Annotated in this window: 16 protein-coding genes and 2 pseudogenes; all 18 read right to left on the bottom strand. The window is 53.0% G+C overall.

Going from position 1 to position 16,175, the window contains the following annotated elements; genetic code table 11:
- Positions 1–753, bottom strand: a pseudogene (locus ACOTYN_RS17370) (hypothetical protein); the annotation flags it as partial.
- 59 nt (positions 754–812) lie between these two features.
- Positions 813–1,778 carry a DUF6453 family protein gene (locus tag ACOTYN_RS17365; protein ID WP_033487176.1) on the bottom strand — a complete coding sequence of 322 codons (966 nt, stop codon included), beginning with the start codon at positions 1,776–1,778 and terminating at the stop codon, positions 813–815.
- 1 nt (position 1,779) lies between these two features.
- Positions 1,780–5,619: a phage tail protein gene (locus ACOTYN_RS17360; RefSeq protein ID WP_332956913.1), complete on the bottom strand. Its 3,840-nt coding sequence runs from the start codon at positions 5,617–5,619 to the stop codon at positions 1,780–1,782.
- A gap of 52 nt (positions 5,620–5,671) precedes the next feature.
- The gene (locus ACOTYN_RS17355; protein ID WP_332956911.1) at positions 5,672–6,256 is read right to left on the bottom strand and encodes a tail assembly protein; all 585 of its coding nucleotides are present in this window, start codon (positions 6,254–6,256) and stop codon (positions 5,672–5,674) included.
- The gene (locus tag ACOTYN_RS17350; RefSeq protein WP_023296258.1) at positions 6,256–6,966 is read right to left on the bottom strand and encodes a C40 family peptidase; all 711 of its coding nucleotides are present in this window, start codon (positions 6,964–6,966) and stop codon (positions 6,256–6,258) included. The genes ACOTYN_RS17355 and ACOTYN_RS17350 overlap by 1 nt, the downstream gene beginning before the upstream one ends.
- Positions 6,967–6,968: 2 nt before the next feature.
- Positions 6,969–7,727, bottom strand: coding sequence for a phage minor tail protein L (locus tag ACOTYN_RS17345; RefSeq protein ID WP_006809150.1), 759 nt, complete (start codon positions 7,725–7,727; stop codon positions 6,969–6,971).
- The gene (locus ACOTYN_RS17340; RefSeq protein ID WP_332956908.1) at positions 7,724–8,062 is read right to left on the bottom strand and encodes a phage tail protein; all 339 of its coding nucleotides are present in this window, start codon (positions 8,060–8,062) and stop codon (positions 7,724–7,726) included. The genes ACOTYN_RS17345 and ACOTYN_RS17340 overlap by 4 nt, the downstream gene beginning before the upstream one ends.
- Positions 8,063–8,064: 2 nt before the next feature.
- Positions 8,065–11,529, bottom strand: a complete 3,465-nt coding sequence (locus ACOTYN_RS17335) for a phage tail tape measure protein (RefSeq protein WP_332956906.1) — start codon at positions 11,527–11,529, stop codon at positions 8,065–8,067.
- Between the two features lie 46 nt (positions 11,530–11,575).
- Positions 11,576–11,911, bottom strand: coding sequence for a zinc ribbon domain-containing protein (locus ACOTYN_RS17330; RefSeq protein WP_032665364.1), 336 nt, complete (start codon positions 11,909–11,911; stop codon positions 11,576–11,578).
- Positions 11,912–11,966: 55 nt separating this feature from the next.
- Positions 11,967–12,245 carry a phage tail assembly protein T gene (locus ACOTYN_RS17325; RefSeq protein ID WP_023305929.1) on the bottom strand — a complete coding sequence of 93 codons (279 nt, stop codon included), beginning with the start codon at positions 12,243–12,245 and terminating at the stop codon, positions 11,967–11,969.
- A gap of 8 nt (positions 12,246–12,253) precedes the next feature.
- Positions 12,254–12,637, bottom strand: coding sequence for a phage tail assembly chaperone (locus ACOTYN_RS17320; RefSeq protein WP_001549114.1), 384 nt, complete (start codon positions 12,635–12,637; stop codon positions 12,254–12,256).
- Between the two features lie 32 nt (positions 12,638–12,669).
- Positions 12,670–13,089 (bottom strand): annotated as a pseudogene (locus ACOTYN_RS17315) (phage tail tube protein); the annotation flags it as partial.
- Between the two features lie 59 nt (positions 13,090–13,148).
- Positions 13,149–13,496 (bottom strand): tail completion protein gp17, encoded by a 348-nt coding sequence (gene gp17 / locus ACOTYN_RS17310; protein ID WP_042863305.1) that lies wholly within the window; start codon positions 13,494–13,496, stop codon positions 13,149–13,151.
- Positions 13,493–13,942 carry an HK97-gp10 family putative phage morphogenesis protein gene (locus tag ACOTYN_RS17305; RefSeq protein WP_044703926.1) on the bottom strand — a complete coding sequence of 150 codons (450 nt, stop codon included), beginning with the start codon at positions 13,940–13,942 and terminating at the stop codon, positions 13,493–13,495. The genes gp17 and ACOTYN_RS17305 overlap by 4 nt, the downstream gene beginning before the upstream one ends.
- The gene (locus ACOTYN_RS17300; protein ID WP_032659088.1) at positions 13,939–14,277 is read right to left on the bottom strand and encodes a phage head closure protein; all 339 of its coding nucleotides are present in this window, start codon (positions 14,275–14,277) and stop codon (positions 13,939–13,941) included. The genes ACOTYN_RS17305 and ACOTYN_RS17300 overlap by 4 nt, the downstream gene beginning before the upstream one ends.
- A gap of 8 nt (positions 14,278–14,285) precedes the next feature.
- The gene (locus ACOTYN_RS17295; protein WP_059585579.1) at positions 14,286–14,612 is read right to left on the bottom strand and encodes a head-tail connector protein; all 327 of its coding nucleotides are present in this window, start codon (positions 14,610–14,612) and stop codon (positions 14,286–14,288) included.
- Positions 14,612–14,920, bottom strand: coding sequence for a hypothetical protein (locus ACOTYN_RS17290; protein WP_332956902.1), 309 nt, complete (start codon positions 14,918–14,920; stop codon positions 14,612–14,614). Before ACOTYN_RS17290 ends, ACOTYN_RS17295 begins: the two co-directional genes overlap by 1 nt.
- A 40-nt stretch (positions 14,921–14,960) precedes the next feature.
- Complete coding sequence (locus ACOTYN_RS17285) at positions 14,961–16,172, bottom strand: phage major capsid protein (RefSeq protein ID WP_248186727.1); 1,212 nt, start codon at positions 16,170–16,172, stop codon at positions 14,961–14,963.
- Between the last annotated feature and the right edge of the window lie 3 nt (positions 16,173–16,175).

Below are 16,175 nucleotides of genomic sequence, written 5' to 3'. Positions count from 1 at the left end.
AAAGCTATGAGCATCAGCACAATATGAGTAAATACCTGCACCGTGCTTAAACGCTAATGTGGCATCACCACTGTTACGAGCAAACTGTGAACCATAGGTTTTGATAAGTCTCAGGAATCCTACACTGTCATTGTTCTGGTATGTGTACCCCTGCCCGCCAAGCCCATAGTCCCCTGATTTCATCACGCGGCCACGAACAGCATCGTTGTTGCTCGTAGTAATGTCATAGGTCGCGCTACTTCTTAAACCGAGGTTTGAGCGAGCATCTGCGGCATTTTTCGCACCAGTGCCACCCTGGCCAACGCTGAGCGCGGTAGTCAGCCCGGAAAGGCTGGTAATGTCGCTGTTTGCACCTTTCTTCGCCAGTGATTTTTGACCCGGTACGGTAACGGCAACGCCATTGATAGTGATGGTGACATCAGATGTCCCGTTCATCACATCAGCGAACCCGCTCATATAGCGCTGGTACATTGTGAAGGTTTCAGCGATGTCCTGCGCCAGACCGTCCACGCTCAGGCTGTCGCTCAGAAGAATGGCGTATTTGGTTCCAGCCGGAATGGCAGGGCTGGCCGCTGGCGTAACAGTGAGGCTTGTTGCTCCTCCAATTGCGGTAATCTGAAATACCTGCACAGGGCTGGTCATTGCAATAACGGTACAGCCGTTACGAATAAGAGAACCAGCAGCAGTGAAGTTTGTGCCGGTACCTGTAAGGGTGTTTCCGCTGATGGCGATAGTGCCAGTAGTATAAATCATGTTTTCTCCAGGCAATAAAAAAACCCGCCGGAGCGGGGTTGATTAAAAAGACAGTTTATTCAGACGTACATATCAGGAAGAACGGGAAGATTCAGTGGCGTTACCGTGTCATTACCAAAAATTGCATACCGCTCGCGCCCCAGATATTTCCCACCCTGAACTGAAGCACTGCCGTTCTGTATTTTTATTCCGAACATTCGATACACGTACATGCCATTTACTTCGTGAGCCATCAGCCCGAATCTGCCCAGCGGAACATAGCCGCTGCCGATGCTCACGGCATTTTTTGAAGGCGTCCAGAGCTGGTTGAGGTAGACGAAAGGCCGCTTTGTCGTTGAAAACGTGCAGGCCCCGGCTGCATTGAAGATGTTTAGCCCCGTTCCCGGCTGCGGCGTCACACCACTGGCGAATATGACAATATCTATCGTGCCGGTTGTCGGGGCGTCATCGTTGGTGGATGGAGGGCTGAAGAACCTGACCGTGTTGCCATCGAAATCGACTGTGTTACCGCTATTGCAGCGCCCAAAGACGATATATTTGGACTTGTCGTATCCCGCTATTGTGGGAACTGCCCAGCCGCCAGTGGGGACATTGACGGTCCCCTTCCAGATACACTGCCCTGACTGCGTGGCATTGGTAATCGCCAGGAAGTCAGTACTGTCATCAATAAGCAGGCCTTCTCCTTTACGCTGGCCAGGAGGAAATATCTGCCAGATGCTTCCGGGGAACGTGTACGTACTCTCACGCTCACTGATGCTTACGTCCTTCATCGTGGAGTTCTGCGTCACACGGCCACCGGATATGGTGACCGAGTTCATTTTATGAAGCAGACCTGAATCAAGGTAAGCTGTCGCGTGCGGGATAAACAGCACCTGCGCCCCGGAAACATAACCGGCAATATCAGCGTATTTGGCTTTCTGGTAGCCACTGTCAAAGTAGGCTCCAAAAGACGGGCACCGAAGACCCGCCGTTATCTCCATCCGCTTTCCGCCGTCATTCAGATCAATCAGTAGTCCTCTTGGCATGTTATGTCCATTCTCCAAGTACGATACGGCCGCCTCCGGTCAGGTTGATAGTTACACCATTACTGTCTATCACCGTCGCCTTGTTCGGCCCACTGAATCCAAAGTTACCCGTTGTGGCGTAAATCGAGCCACGAACAGTCACGTTGTTAAACACGGCATACCCGGACTTGTTGATATGCCATCCGACATTCCCAGTCCCATCCCAGGTTGATGACTGGATGTAATTACCGATTTTGGTGTTACCGATCGTCCCCTCTCCGATAACAGCATCACGGATTATCAACTGCCCATTTTGCGTGGTGAAGACGATGGTAGGGGTTCCTCCTGCCTGACTCATCACAGCGAAGCGGTCAACCAGGAACAGAGCCTGAGTCTGCATCCCTGAAGGCGTATTCTGAACACCAATGCCCATTCCCGCTACGTACTGGTTGCCATTGGAATCAACAGCCACCTTAATGCTGTACATCGCATTCAGGTTATTGTTGATGTCCGCTGATACCTGCGCATTCTGAACAATGGCGGCCTGCTGGCCATTTACGGTGACCTTCAGTGAGTTGATCTGAGTAGCCGACGCCTGGGTGAAGTCAGCAAGCGTCTTTGACAGGTCAGTGACATTCGCAGTGTTTTCGCCGGCACTGGAGTCAAGGGTGCGCAACGACTCAGCAACAGCTTTGCTGGCATCGGCCATTACATTATCGACCCGCTCAATACCGGCTTTGTTATCGCCATATTGCACGCTCAGAAGGTTACGCTGGTTAACCTGCGCGAGCGTGCTGGTGATCAGCGCGATAGCATTGTTCTGAATACCGCCGCTGGCCTTATCAGTTTGTGCCCCCAGCTCTTCCAGGCGTGATGCCATTGAGGAATCGAGGTCCGTGACAACCTGGCTAAGGTCAGTGATTGATGCTGTATTCTGAGCACCTACAGCAGCTGCTGAATCAGCTTTGTCAGATGCGACCTGAGTGGCAGCCGTCAATTGACTTACCGCAGAAGCGCGAGCTTCAGTTTCCGTTGCTAACGCCTGGCGAACATCAGTAATACCCGCTTCATTCTGGGCAGTTTTCGCCTCAAGACGAGTAACATCCGTAACGCGGGCTTCCGTCTCAGTGGCGATCACCTCCCGGAGCTGTTCGAATGTCGCAGAGTTAGCTCCCTGTTGGGCTGTCTGGCGCACGATAACATCGGCAATAGCCAGCGCGTTGCCGATGATTGCTTCTGCTGTCTGCTTATTCGAACCTACGGCGGCAGCCAGCCCATCGGCGTTCTCCTTAATTGCATCAGAAAGCTCGGCCAGTTTCTCGCTACTGTCTACAGCACTTTCAATCAGATCCTTAAATACCTCGGAATCTTTAATCTCCTCCAGGATCGCATCGGTGATATCGGATACATCGATGCTGGCCTGCCCGCGCACAAACTCTGTATAACCTGATTCGTTTCCACTGCGGTCCACCAGCTGCGCGCGGTACCAGAAAATCTGCCCAGCCTTAAGGCCCATCTGCTGATATTTGCGCTGCGGGTAAGGCACATCGGCCAGCAGCATCGCATCGTCTTCAGTACCGGTCAGGCTGTACTGAATTTCGGTCTTCAGCGTGTCGTCGGTATTCGCCGGGAATCCCCAATTCAGCTCGATACCGAATACCACGTTTTCAGAAGCGATAAAGCCAACCGGCTTCGGTGGATTGCCCACTTTACCAGTAAGATTTACTTCTGGTGATGTCGCCCACACTGATGAAACGTCGCTGGCGTTCACCGCCCTGACGCGGACCAGATAGCGACCCGAGTAGATACCCTGCACTTCAAAGCCGAGAGAAGACGTTCGGGGCACACTAATCCAGTTGCCGCTGTCACGCCGCCATTCCGCCTCGTACGCAACTGCACCCTGAACAGCATCCCAAGCAACGCGCATGGTGGTAATCGCAATGTTCTGGTTAACCGTAGAGTAACTGTCTACGACAATATTTCCTGGGGGAGCCTGAACCCCTGGCGGAATGACACTGACTGGCCGCTCGTCCAGTCTTGCGCCAGTATCAACAGCGGAATAGATATCAGGGTTGTAAGTCGTCCCGGTGACCTCGAAAGTACCGTCGTTGTTGTCCCGCGTTCCCGTAACACGGAAAAGCGCTATAAACAGATCGTCAGAGTCCACACCCCAGTTACATTCAGCCTCCGGCGTTTCGCTGTAGGGTGTGGTGACAGTGACTGTGTTTCCGTTAATGGCCTGGACGGTTCTGGCCTGAGCTGTGCCTGACGGAAGATTCAAAAACAGCCTGTTACCGGCTTTCACATCAGCAGCGCGATCGAGGGTTATGTTGCGGCCGTTAACCGCACTCACCCTGCCGCCGATAGTTCTTCCGGCCAGCTCGTTAGCAGCCACGCCGATCACCTCACCAACAGGGGGGACGTCCATGCCTGTGCTGAAGGTCACCACCTCGCCGATACCGTTGGTAAGCAGCGCCCAGCGCCCCCGCCGGTTTGCCTCTGACTGCCTGGTGCAGCCGATCGCAGTCATTTCGAGCTGACGATAATCGAAGCGCATGGCCAGATCGCTATCGTAAACAGGCTCAGGCGTATCTTTGTAGTGGTTGGCAGGGTCTGACCAGTTCACCAGCGCGGCAGTGTTTCGGGTGGTTTCACTCGGGTCCGCAAAGGTAAATTTTCCTTCAACAACGCTGGCGTGGTTGTAGATGTGCCACACATCACGGGGCATATCGGCCAGGACATACATCTTATTGTCGCCCCAGTACGTCATGCCGCGAAATATACCCGCCAGATCACGAAGTACGGTCCAGGCGTCATTACGGTCCTGGATATAAACGTTGCAACGAAAACGAGGTTCCGTCCCGCTGCCGCCCTTGCCGTCTGGTACCAGTTGATCGCAATACTGGGCGATGCGATAAAGTTCCCATTTGTCTATCTGATTCGCATCGATTCTTTGACCCAGCCCGAAGCGCTCGTTCAGAATGATGTCGTAATAAATCCAGGCAGGGTTATCCGTCCACGCCCATTTAAATACGCCCTCCCATGTACCAGAATAAGTGCGGGTTTCGGGATCATAAGTATCAGGTACACGGATGATTCGCCCTTTCGGATTGCACACAACCTGAGGAATGCCATTAGGGAACTGCTTTGCGTCAAACTCTACATACAGCAGCGCTGTGTTAACGTAGCGAATTTTGGCGTCAATAATTTCAGTAACGGCCACAACGCGCATGGTGTCGACGATATTCATGCTCGTGGAATCCGGCGTGATTCTGCGAACCCGCAACTGCCATCCAGTCGAGGCTTTCGGAAGATTGACGCGGTGACTGCGCTCATAAAGCGACATGGTTTTGTCATCAACAGCACCGTTAACCACCGTTTCATACGGCCCGCCATCGACCGACAGATCGATAGCATACTCGACGCGGGTTCCGACTTTATCACCGTTGTTTTTCTGGAGTAAAAGAGTTGGCCATCCCAGGCGAATTCGCAGCGCAGAGAGCTGCGTGTTGGAAACCGCGCGCACGTACGGCACAGCCTGTTTCAGCTCGTATGAAACCTGAAGTTCGTTTTCAATGCCGGGGAAGCCCTGAATATAGTCCTGGTCCTGAGTGCCGGAACGGAACTCATATTTCACATTATTGAAGTTATAACTTCCGTCGGCGTTCTGAAGAGGCGTATACGAAGATGAGTCACCAAGAAAAATGTTTTTACCATCAAGTCCGCCTGCGAACTCACCCTCTCCAAGAGCAATTAGCACCTTTGCCCTGGCAATCGACTGAATGCTGTCCGGTGCTTCAACGGGTGTTCGGGTCTGATTGCTGCCACCTTTACCGCGGCCTTTGATGATTGTCGTCGTCATATCGCGTCCATAAAAAAGCCACCGTCAGGTGGCTTACAGTGCGTGGTTTGGTTTATTGCTGATCTTCAGCATAAATCCCGGCGGAAATAATCGCGCCACCTATTTCGCGCTGCCCATAAAGCAGGGGGACGGGATTTCCGGATGCTGTTGTATTAACGGGACCACCAAACGCATAGGAGGGTTTGTTATCAGGTTCCTGACGCATTCGCAGACCTGAAACCTGAGGAGAGAGCATTTGCACTACACCGCCAACGGCCATTGCGGCACCAACGGAAAACATGAGGTTACTTGCTGCGATACTAACTCCCGGCATCCATATGGCAGCAGCGACCAGAGCCGTTCCGAGCAACGCCTGGAAAACTCCAGCTCTTTTACTACCCCTTATCACAGGGATTATTCTTAACTCATCACCCGGCCCCAGGAGTTCAAACTCTTCGTGCCCGATATTGCGACGATCCCGGAAAATAACAAAATCCAGTCCCTTTGCCCGAGCTTCACACAGATAAGCATCAAAGCCGTCAATGGTGTTAGAAAGCGCCCTGAAAACTTCGCTGGCGGACGTTAGTGCACGGCGATGTGTCCTGCCAAATCGCTGAGCCATTGAGCCGCTGAGTTTGATAACGGTTTTTCTTTCCATTACATCAAATCCTTATAACGCAGAATTTTGATGGTACGGTCACGGTAATAGCCACCGTAGGGAATACGCTGGCTTAGCTGGCCATACATGTGATGCAGTAGCATGTTGCCATCAAGCAAAATCCCGGCATGGTTCGGGACGGTGGACTGAACCTGCATGATAACCATGTCACCTGGCTGAGCGGGACCGTCGTACTCACGGAAACCGCATTCCTGCCAGTTATCCATATAGAGGTTTTCACCCTGCTCCCACCAGTGGCGATCTACGCTGTAGTTGGGCAGTTCAATGCCGTGCTCGATGCGGAAATAGTCCATGATGAGAGACCAGCAGTCTGCATACCCGAGTACAAACTGGCGCCCTGTGAGGGGGCGGTCTCCGCGAGGCATGACGGTGCGAATGTCGCCCTCCGGCCACGATGCAATAATCCAGGGCAGTTCCGTGGCATCACACATCAGCATGTCGAGCTCGCTCGGCTGAGTTGTTGCCCCGTCGCCGGGATGGCTGTGGACGATCGCCACCACAGTGCCCTGCTCTTCGGCGGCCGCATAATCCTCAGGATTAAGTTCAAATTGCTCAGTCGGCGACTCAGCATTATTTTTGCAGGGGATGTATTTCTCCACCCGCCCCTTCTGAATAACCACGCCACAGCACTCCTCGGGGAAGGATGCGGCGGCATGCGCCAGAATGGCGCTAACTGTTTTGTCGCGCATGATTATCCTCTCAGAAGTGAAGCGCCGGGGAACCCGCCATAATCCAGCTGTTCATTCTCTCCGAAGCGAGGCTTACAGCCCGTTGACAGCAGTCCGGAGCAAACATCCTGTGAAGGATCGTCCACCCGATTGCCGTCTTTATCGAACCAGCCGTTTTGCCCGGCGTAGGTGCAGCCGTTCCCGGTTTTGTACCAGCCCCGCATGCACCACGTGCACATTGGCTGAATTTGCCGGGTCGGAATAAGTTGCCCGCGCAGATCGGCTGGACTGGAAAGCTCAAACTCTACGGTTTCATCGTCCGATCCTGATTTACGGTCGATGTAATAAACCTGTTTGCGCTCCTCGTTGGGATTCGCAGTCGGGTTCCCGTCAGGAAAATTTCTTGCGTCCAGGTAGTGGGCGAAGGTGTCATGGATGATCACCTTTGCTTTAGCCATCCCCTGAAACCTTCGGCACAGCGCGCCAATCGTACCGCTGATGTTTGCAACGGTGAGAGACGGCCGTGAGCTCTGGCCGTCACTGCTGACAGATATGCCGGTCAGTTCGTACGGCCACGCGCCATACTCCTGCCCCTGCCACCACACCGACTTCGGCTCAAGTTTTGACTCGTCGCCGCCTGCGGCGATGATTTCCGCCTCGGTATGCGGGATTGTCTCGTTGTGAAAGCGAAGAATACCCGCACCGAACGCTGAGCCGTCCACCTCGATCAGGCGGACGCGCTTACCCGGCTCCAGTTTCTGGACATCAGATGAAATACTCATGGATGGTATGCCTGTATGAATGTGCTGCTGAGGGTGTATTTTTTGTTGCCGTGGGTAGATATCTGGAAGGATTCCGCGCGCCATAAACCTGAAGGCTCAAGCGGCGGCTTCCAGATAAATGACTTCCACCCTGCATGTCTGTTCAGAAAGTTTTTAATGGCCTGAATGTAAGCCTCGTCGCCGGTAAAGCTCACGCTCCACTGATGTGTTACCGGGTTGATGCCGTCCCCGGCCACCTGTGTATAGCCATCGCCAAACTGCGCCTTTCGGGTACGAAAACTTGTATCAACCTGAGAGGCAACCTTTGGGCACCAGCTGAAGGTTTCGACTGCCATGGTTAAACTCCCTTGATTAATCGCCACAGAGGCGAGCCCGGCATGCTGGCCTGTTCGTTAATGACGCCAGTGATGGCATCTTTCAGTTGTCTGCCAGCGGCGCCGGCGGTTCCCTGACTGGCTGCCTGTGGTGATCCACCCTGAATATTGATATCGCCGAAGTTAACTGAAGGCACACCGCCGGAGACCTGCGGAGTACCAACTGCCCGAACGCCCAGCGAACCATCAGCGGCGCGCGTAAGCGGCATAATGGCTTCCGGACCAGCCTCGGCAAAAACCCCTGCGCCTTTGGCAAAAGCAAACAGCTGAGGCGTCTGAAAAACGCCATTGCTGTAGGCGCTCAGGGAAGGAGAGTCATAAACATTACCCTTCGCATTAAAGGTAAAGTTCGCGCCAGCATTCTGAATAGCGGTACCGCCACTAGCGGTAGCGGCCGACGAAGCCCCAAAACTGAACAGTGAACCAATTGAGCTGACGCCATTAGCAACAGCCATGTTCACCAGAACGTTCTGGATGATCTTCAGTACGCTCACGCCCCAGTCCTTCCAGCTGTCAACGTTGCCATTGAGCATGTCGGTGATCGTGGTGACCGCGCCACCCATGGCCTGCTTCATGCCGTCAGCGGCCATGGAAGAATAATCAGTAGCTTCGTCCACCCAGTTCGCATAACCCTCAGACAGTCCCGTCATCCAGTCGTCACGCTGCGCATCAGAAGCTGCGTAATATCCCTCCTGGTCGCGCAGGCGCTCTTCGAGGTAGCGCTTATTAAGTGCCAGCCCCTGCTGATAGAACGTCTCGTCGATTTCACCAGCCTGACGCTGGCGAAGAAGATCGGTATTCTTCTGCTCAAACTCCTTACGCAGATTGAACTGCTCCTGAAGTCTTTCACGAAACCTGGTTCCCTGCCCGTATCCCAGCAGTTGCGCTTCATTGGCTGCGCGGGCGCTGGCGTTACTGTCAGCAAGGTTGGCTTCGTAATTTCGCAGTTGCTCACGTAATTTAACCTGGTCAATCAGCGCAGCATTCTGCAATACCGTCTTTTTCTGGGCTTCTGTCAGAGAAGCAAGTTCGCCCTGGCTGACCTGGTATTTAACCTTCGCCAGTTCAGTATTCTGGCCTTGCAGGGCAATCTGCTCTTTTTGCTGCTTGATAAGGCGCTTATACACATCCTCGGTTTTCTCGCCTTCGGTTTTACCGACCTTCGCCTTAGGTTTGTTGGCCTCATTATTCCGCCATTCAGCAAGACCGTTATTAATCAACTCCTGACGGCCTGTCTGGAATTGTGGATCACTGGTTAACCCCAGGTCATCGGCGGCATAACTCAGTCGCAGGCGCTCTTTTGCTTCACCCTTCAGGCGTGACAACTCCAGATCCCGGCGGCTCTTTTCGAGGGCATCGGTTTGCTTTTTGTCGAGGTCGGCCTGCGGAAGTCTGAGCGGGACGTTAGCCAGCCCTTGCCGGGCCATTAATAGCTGATTTCCCAGACCCAGCAGGCGGTTAAATTCAGTATGCTGACCATTCATCATGATCATCGACTGATATACCGCATTCTGTCGCCAGGCTTGTTCGCGTATTAAATCATTACGACGCCGCTCAATTTCTTCGAGAGCCTGCTGTATGCCGCGAGATTTATCTCGCATACCATTTAACTTCCCCTCTTCAACAGCGAGCTGATCTGTGGCGATGGCAATAGCTCTTAAAATATCCGCATCGTTAACGCTAGTTATACCTGGCTGTCCACGGGCTGAGTTCAACTTATCAATTTCATCTTTTAAATTTCGGACTTTTTTGGCTTGCTCATCAATCAGACGATTTTGCTCTACCAGAGCACCAACAGTCCTCCCCCTATTATCGTCTGTTTCAGACAAAGACATGCGGGAAGTTTTTTCTCGTATCTCGTCGATTTGACTGGCATATTCCTGAGCAGAACGCCGAGCCTGCTCCTGATTTTGATACATCGCATACCAGGCTCCTGCCCCCAGCATCACCAGACCCGGCACGCCGCCAATCAGGCCAAGCGCACCACTCATCAGGCGAGTACCGACAGATGTTACGCTATTGAGATTGCTTTGAGTCGAAACGCGGTTTGCGAGGTTCCGGCTTAATGAAGCCTGGGTCGCGGACAGACGCCTTTCAGCAATAGCTTGAGCATCAGCGTTTTTAGCTGCCACCAGCCCTGCCTGCGCGCGCTCAAGAGCAGTTCTGGCCCTGACTTTTTCCGTAGCGGTGCCACTTGCAAGAGCGGTTGTCAGTCTGGCTTGCGCTGCTGTAACTTTTGCCTCTGCTGCCGCAATTTTCTCTTGCTGGGCGGCCTGAACATCTGCGCTTCGCGATCGCTGAACAGCCTGCTGGGCTCGATAAACTTCTGCCCTTGAAGCTGCAACAGCAGACTGAGCCGCTTTATCCTGCGCAACAGCAAGTGCAACCTCTGACTTAGCCGCTGAAATTAGCGCACCTGTTGCACTCGTGGCGCTGGTTACAACTCCGCTTAGGTAGCGAGCCAGCCCCACGCCAACAAGCGCCCCAGCGACTGTTGTAATTGTTGACATATTGTCAGCAACGTCACTCAGCGCGCCGCTCACTGCTGATGAGGTAAAAGAATCAAGCGTCTGGGCAACATTATCCAATCCGCCAGACAGCGCATCAGTAGCACCGGTTGCCTGGTTTACACCGCCCACCCAGGCCATGAATGAGTTTGTGACTTTTTGCAGGGATCCGGAAACTGTTTGCGGCATGCTGGCAAACTCACCCTGTAATGAGCCCAGCTGGCTCATTAATGCAGGTACAACCTTATCAATCGTAAGTTGCCCCTGGTCAGCCATGCTCTTCAGGTCTTTTCTGGCCACGCCCATTCCGGCGGCAAGTGCGCGAATAACACGATCACCTGCTTCGTTAACGGCGTTGAATTCTTCACCACGAAGAACGCCTTGTGCGAGCGCCTGACTGAACTGAGTGATAACAGAACTCGCCTCCTGAGTGTTAGCCCCAGAAAGCTTAAGACCGGTAGAGACAGCTTCTGTAATTTTCAGAACTTCGTCAGAGCTATAACCGTACTCGCGCATTGAGGCAGCTGCGCGAGAAAAAAGGTTTGCGTTATCTGAAAATGCCGTGCCGGTTCTTTGGCTTATTTCCATTAACTGCCGCTGAGAGGCAGCAAAATCATCAGCAGAAGATGAGGCCTGCTTTAGACGAGCGTTTACTGAATTCCACTCATCGGCAATCTGAACAAGTTTACCTGTCGCAAAGGCAGCTGTAGCAGCGGCTGCTGCTCTCCCTACTGATGCAAATCCATCAGTCAAATCGGATAGAGCCCTTTCGCTCTCACGGGCGGCGGCGGCGGCCTGTCGTCCACCATTTTGCATGGTACGGTAATAGTCTTGCCCCATACGTGAGGCGCGGGAAATTTCCGTCTGGAAAGATTGAGAATTGGCGGAAATTTTGATTATTAATTCGCGTAAGGTTGCCATTTATCCAAACTCCAGACGTAAAAAAACCGCCGAAGCGGTTTTATTTTTATTGTTTCCAGACCTTTTGCCTGGCTTCTTCAAGGTATTCTTCATCGGTTTTAGCCGGAGGTGATTCGGCCATCAAATCACTGCCACAATGTTTACATTTAATGGCTGCGTTTTTGATTATTTCCGCACAGAACGGACACTTTTTCATACCCTCATTTTCAATTAAGTCTTTTTCTTCAGCTGCCACATCTTTCTTAATTACAAGCGAGTGTACAAAGGCAATAATAAACAGCAATGCACCATAAACCCACCAAGCAAAGAAAGAGCGGCCTTTGCTTTGAGCTATTAAGGCTGGAACTAAGCCTATTACAATTGAAACAAGTAAAATTTCCATTTTCTATCCCCAGAATTATTAGTGGCTAAAATCCTAATGTTTTCTAGGTAAAATGTCACTGAGTTGCAGCAGTTAGCGCCGCCTCAAGCCCTGCAAACGGGTCCTTCGGTGCTGATTGCTCATCACCACCCCAGCGCAGGATCGCATCGTCCAGCGGTACTTTTGCCCCCTGCGAGCCGTAGATGGCAGAGACGAGCTGAGCTGCCTGAATGTCACCACGAATATCGCCAACCGGACTTTGCCTGTCGTACTCAATCCACATCAGAAGCTCGCTTGCCGTCATGTTCTGCCGAAGTTCTGATAGCGTGCGCCCCATCCGGAGCGCAAGCGACATCAGAAACTTTACGCCGGGGGTTGAGACTTTTCCCGCGCTTCGTCCGCGTTGTTAATCAGGTCAAGCGCCTGTTTGAGCAGGCGTGAGTGGACAGGTCCGTAAATTTCACGCACCTGCTCTTCTTCGTCAACGCTGAACACCGGTTGCTTATCGGTGTCGCACAGAACGTCAATGAAGAGCACCACGTCAGCGCAAAGATTACGGTGCGCCTTTTCCGATACCGACACATTTTCATCGTCGGCTCCCGCTTTCACCACTTCCTGCCAGCGCAGCCAGGCTTCACCTGACGGCTCACGGAGAACCACTTTGACGCCTTCCCACTCAGGAACGGCGACCGTCTTATGACGAAATCCCGACATCTTAGCCAGGGCGAGATTTTTAATATTCTTCATGAGACCTCTCAGGAGCCAGACTCGATGTTTTCAGGCTTACCTTTCAGGCGCAGGGAGAACGTTGCCGCCACTACGCCGTTGGTACCGGAAGACCAGGTGTGCTGGCGGATTTCAGCCAGGAACTTAAAGCCCTTGCCGGACGGGAAGATAACCTGGAAAGCGTAGGTCGTATCGTTGTCATACGCTTCACGCAAGGCGTCCTGCGCCGGATTCTTGTAGAAGTTACCGGATAGAGAGATTTCTGACGGAGAAGGCAGGCCGTTGATGTTCTCCTGCTCGGTAGAGCAAAGCGTTGTTACGTCGATATCCTGCTTCTGACCACCGGTGAACTGAATTTCTTTGATGGTGCAACTCAGATCGAGGAAGGTTGCGGAATCCATCGTTTCTTTGGTGGCTGGCAGAGAGGAAATAAGGATCTTCGTCAGCTGCGATTTTTCATAAAGTGCAGACATAGCTGTCTCCTGGAAAAAGAAAACCCGCCATCAGGCGGGTTCGTTGGGTGAATTAATTGTCAGGGGGTAACCCTGAAATCGAGGGTCATGCGGTAGAGTCGTCGATGGGGCTCGTATCCGGGGAGCCTGGCGACCTCCGTCGGGTTTAGTGGCCGTAGCGCCACTAGAGCATCTTCCACGAGCGCGCGCGCCTCTTTGATGGAGGTTGAGTAAGCATCTACCTGAATGGAAACCCTGCTCTCTGCCTGGCCACACAGCACGTCAGCGGAAACATCATCGACGATGGAAAAAATAATCCAGGGTGGCGAGACAGACGGCTTTCCGTCACTACCTAATGGTGCAACGTAGGGATATACCCGTCCTTGCGCCAGGGGAGAAAGCAAGGCGTAGATATCATCTTCATTCACTTGCTCAATACCTCATCAATAGCCTGATTCATTCTGGCAATAGCGACGCTGGCGGCCTCTTCCTCGCGCGTATCGTAAGCGGGTCGCACAAAAGGATGCGCAGGCATGTTGGCCGTTCCCAGCTCCACAAAGCGCCAGTAAAAGGCGTTTCTCGGGTTATTCGCCTTCATCGTGTTATCGCTGTTGCCGGTGCGCGGGTTAACGCCACGAATATGGACGCCGGAAGAAATCTCCCCGCGGCGGCGGCTTTTTTGGGTCACCACCACCACGTTTTTTTTCAGTTTCCCGGTGCGCACTGGTGCGCGTGCGATTACTTCTTCCTTAAGCACTTCGGCACCGGCGCGCGTAGCATCACGCAGGACCTTGTTGTTTTCAGCGCGGCTAAGCGCCTCCAGGTCCTTTGCGATATCATTTAACCCAGAAAAATCGAGGCTCGTGTCTATCATTTTTCGATCCCCTGCTTACAAAGAATTTCGAGCTGAATGCCGCGAGAATCAGGTATCGGCGGACCAATGATATTTAAAATGGCCCCCTTGAGCGGGCCAGTCATAACCCTGAGTCTGGACGCAGCAGTTATATCGCTACGAAATCGTGTCCATACCCTGATGGTTGCGACTGCGGTTTCAGCACCAGCGGCTACCAACTCACGCCCACTGATGCCCTTAACTTCTGCCCAGGCTTCTGCACCGTTATGCCACGTTTCAACAGGCTGACCAGAAGGATCACGCGATGTTGTGATGTTCTGAATTACCACCCTATCTCTCAGTCTTCCGGCCTGCATAACTCCTCCTACACTCCGTAAATTCGGTATGGCTGAAGCAGGGCTTCAACTGCAAGCGGGACCTCTGCAACGGTTTGCCCGATGGACACGGATTCCCGGTTTGCATACCAGTGACCGATAAGCAGTAGCATGGCTGCCTTAACATCATCATTGAGCAGTATCGGGTCCGGGTCGTCTGCGTAGCCAGGGGAACTTTGATTTTCATAGAGCGTTCGCCTTGTCCATGTCTGGACGTAACGCGCAGCCGCACCGGTGTATAAAGTCAGCAGGGCATCGTCTCCGGAAAAATCGGTATCAATGCGGCAGTGTTGTTTCACCACATCAAGATCGACCATTATTTTTTCGCCTTCTTTTCCACTTTTACTTCCGGCTGTTCCTGCTGCTGTTCCTGCTGCTGTTCCTGCTGCTGTTCCTGCTGCTGTTCCTGCTGCTGTTCCTGCTGCTGTTCCTGCTGCTGTTCCTGCTGCTGTTCCTGCTGCTGTTCCTGCTGCTGTTCCTGCTCTGCAGGATTTTCTGATTCATCGAGCATCGCATAGCCTTTTTTGATGAGCTCGCGCCCGTGCTGTTCCAGAGTTTCCAGAGGAAGCCCTTCAGTAACGACGGTACCGCCGAAATAAATCGGTTTGAGTGCGATCAGTTTCATTTTCCCACCTGTAAAAGCGGCCCGAAGGCCGCAGTGTTTATCAGCTACCTGCACCGGTGCTGAAGGAGCCATACACGAACGCTTCAGGGCGTTTGACGGCCAGTGCCAGACGTTCCTCGCAACGGATGGTGATCATGTTTTTCTCGAAGTCGTCGGCGTTCTCCGTGGAGATAACAACGTTCGCATCTTCACGGTCGAAGATTTGCGCGCCAGCGTTGAAAGCACCCGTCAGGAATTTACCCTGGAAGGCTGCCGCTTCCGTGGCAACAACCGGCAGGCCCCACAGCGTCGGACCAGTCAGCGCTGCAGGGTTAGCCAGGATGTAGCGACCCAGGCTATCTTTAGTCAGCTCGATCCGCGCCCAGTCAATGAAGTGAAGGACGTGGCCGGATGCTGGGAAGCGCGCAAGTTGCGCCTGCAGCATTGCCAGACGCAGATCGTCAATACCGCTCTGCTGTTCAACAGTAAACGCCGGGTTGAAAGCTGACGCCTGAGGAACGATGCCATGCAGATGCACACCGGTGCCGTCTCCGAAGAGAATTTCCTGCTCTTCCGCGTACTTCAGTCCGTAGCGCATTTCGGCATCAACGGTTGACTGCAGCTGTGCGAAATCATCCAGGATCTGCTTGGAGGCTTTGAACAGGTGAGCGATGGTGCTGACGCCCGTGATTTTCGGCGTAAACTCAATGTCGCTGTAGGGTTTCTGCGTATTCTCAGGAACCACTTTCGCGTTATTGGTAAAGCCCGTCTGCTGCACCCAGAAAATAGCCGGGGAGGAAGTGCGGCCAGGCGCAATCAGATCTCGAATGAACAGGCGCTGTTTTGGTGCCGTATCGATGCCAGGAATTCGCTGGGGTTCGACAACACCATCAGGCACATCAGCAGAAGTCAGTGCGGCCTTAACCGGGATACTGATACGCTTGCCACCTTCCACGCCGGAGGCAAAGGTTTTCAGCGCTTCAGCAGAGATCACCTGCTGACCGATTGATTCCACAACATGTTTCGCGTTTGCCAGCGGCATCTGGGCAACATGTTGCTCAAGCTCGCCCATAGCGGCCCTCAGCGTTTTTTCTGCATCGCGCAGGGCGTTGAACTCAGAAGCCATTTTATCAACGGCTGCTTTTGTTTCTTCTGACAGCTTGCCGGACTTCTGCGCCTCTTTGAGTGCGTCCTCCGCTTTCGCGTTGAATTTGCCGGTCGCCTCTTCAATGCTGGCAGTGACTTTTTTCAGAATATCGTTTACTTCAGACATAAA

It is taken from the genome of Enterobacter cloacae complex sp. IR5458, assembly GCF_049238025.1.
Taxonomy (GTDB): Bacteria; Pseudomonadota; Gammaproteobacteria; order Enterobacterales; family Enterobacteriaceae; genus Enterobacter; species Enterobacter kobei.
The sequence above is the reverse complement of the archived record's forward strand: the minus strand, read 5'-3'. Positions and strand labels throughout refer to the sequence as shown.

Coding starts and splice junctions, on each gene's coding strand:
- ACOTYN_RS17365 (WP_033487176.1), bottom strand. CDS start 1,778: ATGCCAAGAGGACTACTGATTGATCTGAATGACGGCGGAAAGCGGATG.
- ACOTYN_RS17360 (WP_332956913.1), bottom strand. CDS start 5,619: ATGACGACGACAATCATCAAAGGCCGCGGTAAAGGTGGCAGCAATCAG.
- ACOTYN_RS17355 (WP_332956911.1), bottom strand. CDS start 6,256: ATGGAAAGAAAAACCGTTATCAAACTCAGCGGCTCAATGGCTCAGCGA.
- ACOTYN_RS17350 (WP_023296258.1), bottom strand. CDS start 6,966: ATGCGCGACAAAACAGTTAGCGCCATTCTGGCGCATGCCGCCGCATCC.
- ACOTYN_RS17345 (WP_006809150.1), bottom strand. CDS start 7,727: ATGAGTATTTCATCTGATGTCCAGAAACTGGAGCCGGGTAAGCGCGTC.
- ACOTYN_RS17340 (WP_332956908.1), bottom strand. CDS start 8,062: ATGGCAGTCGAAACCTTCAGCTGGTGCCCAAAGGTTGCCTCTCAGGTT.
- ACOTYN_RS17335 (WP_332956906.1), bottom strand. CDS start 11,529: ATGGCAACCTTACGCGAATTAATAATCAAAATTTCCGCCAATTCTCAA.
- ACOTYN_RS17330 (WP_032665364.1), bottom strand. CDS start 11,911: ATGGAAATTTTACTTGTTTCAATTGTAATAGGCTTAGTTCCAGCCTTA.
- ACOTYN_RS17325 (WP_023305929.1), bottom strand. CDS start 12,245: ATGTCGCTTGCGCTCCGGATGGGGCGCACGCTATCAGAACTTCGGCAG.
- ACOTYN_RS17320 (WP_001549114.1), bottom strand. CDS start 12,637: ATGAAGAATATTAAAAATCTCGCCCTGGCTAAGATGTCGGGATTTCGT.
- ACOTYN_RS17305 (WP_044703926.1), bottom strand. CDS start 13,942: ATGATAGACACGAGCCTCGATTTTTCTGGGTTAAATGATATCGCAAAG.
- ACOTYN_RS17300 (WP_032659088.1), bottom strand. CDS start 14,277: ATGCAGGCCGGAAGACTGAGAGATAGGGTGGTAATTCAGAACATCACA.
- ACOTYN_RS17295 (WP_059585579.1), bottom strand. CDS start 14,612: ATGGTCGATCTTGATGTGGTGAAACAACACTGCCGCATTGATACCGAT.
- ACOTYN_RS17290 (WP_332956902.1), bottom strand. CDS start 14,920: ATGAAACTGATCGCACTCAAACCGATTTATTTCGGCGGTACCGTCGTT.
- ACOTYN_RS17285 (WP_248186727.1), bottom strand. CDS start 16,172: ATGTCTGAAGTAAACGATATTCTGAAAAAAGTCACTGCCAGCATTGAA.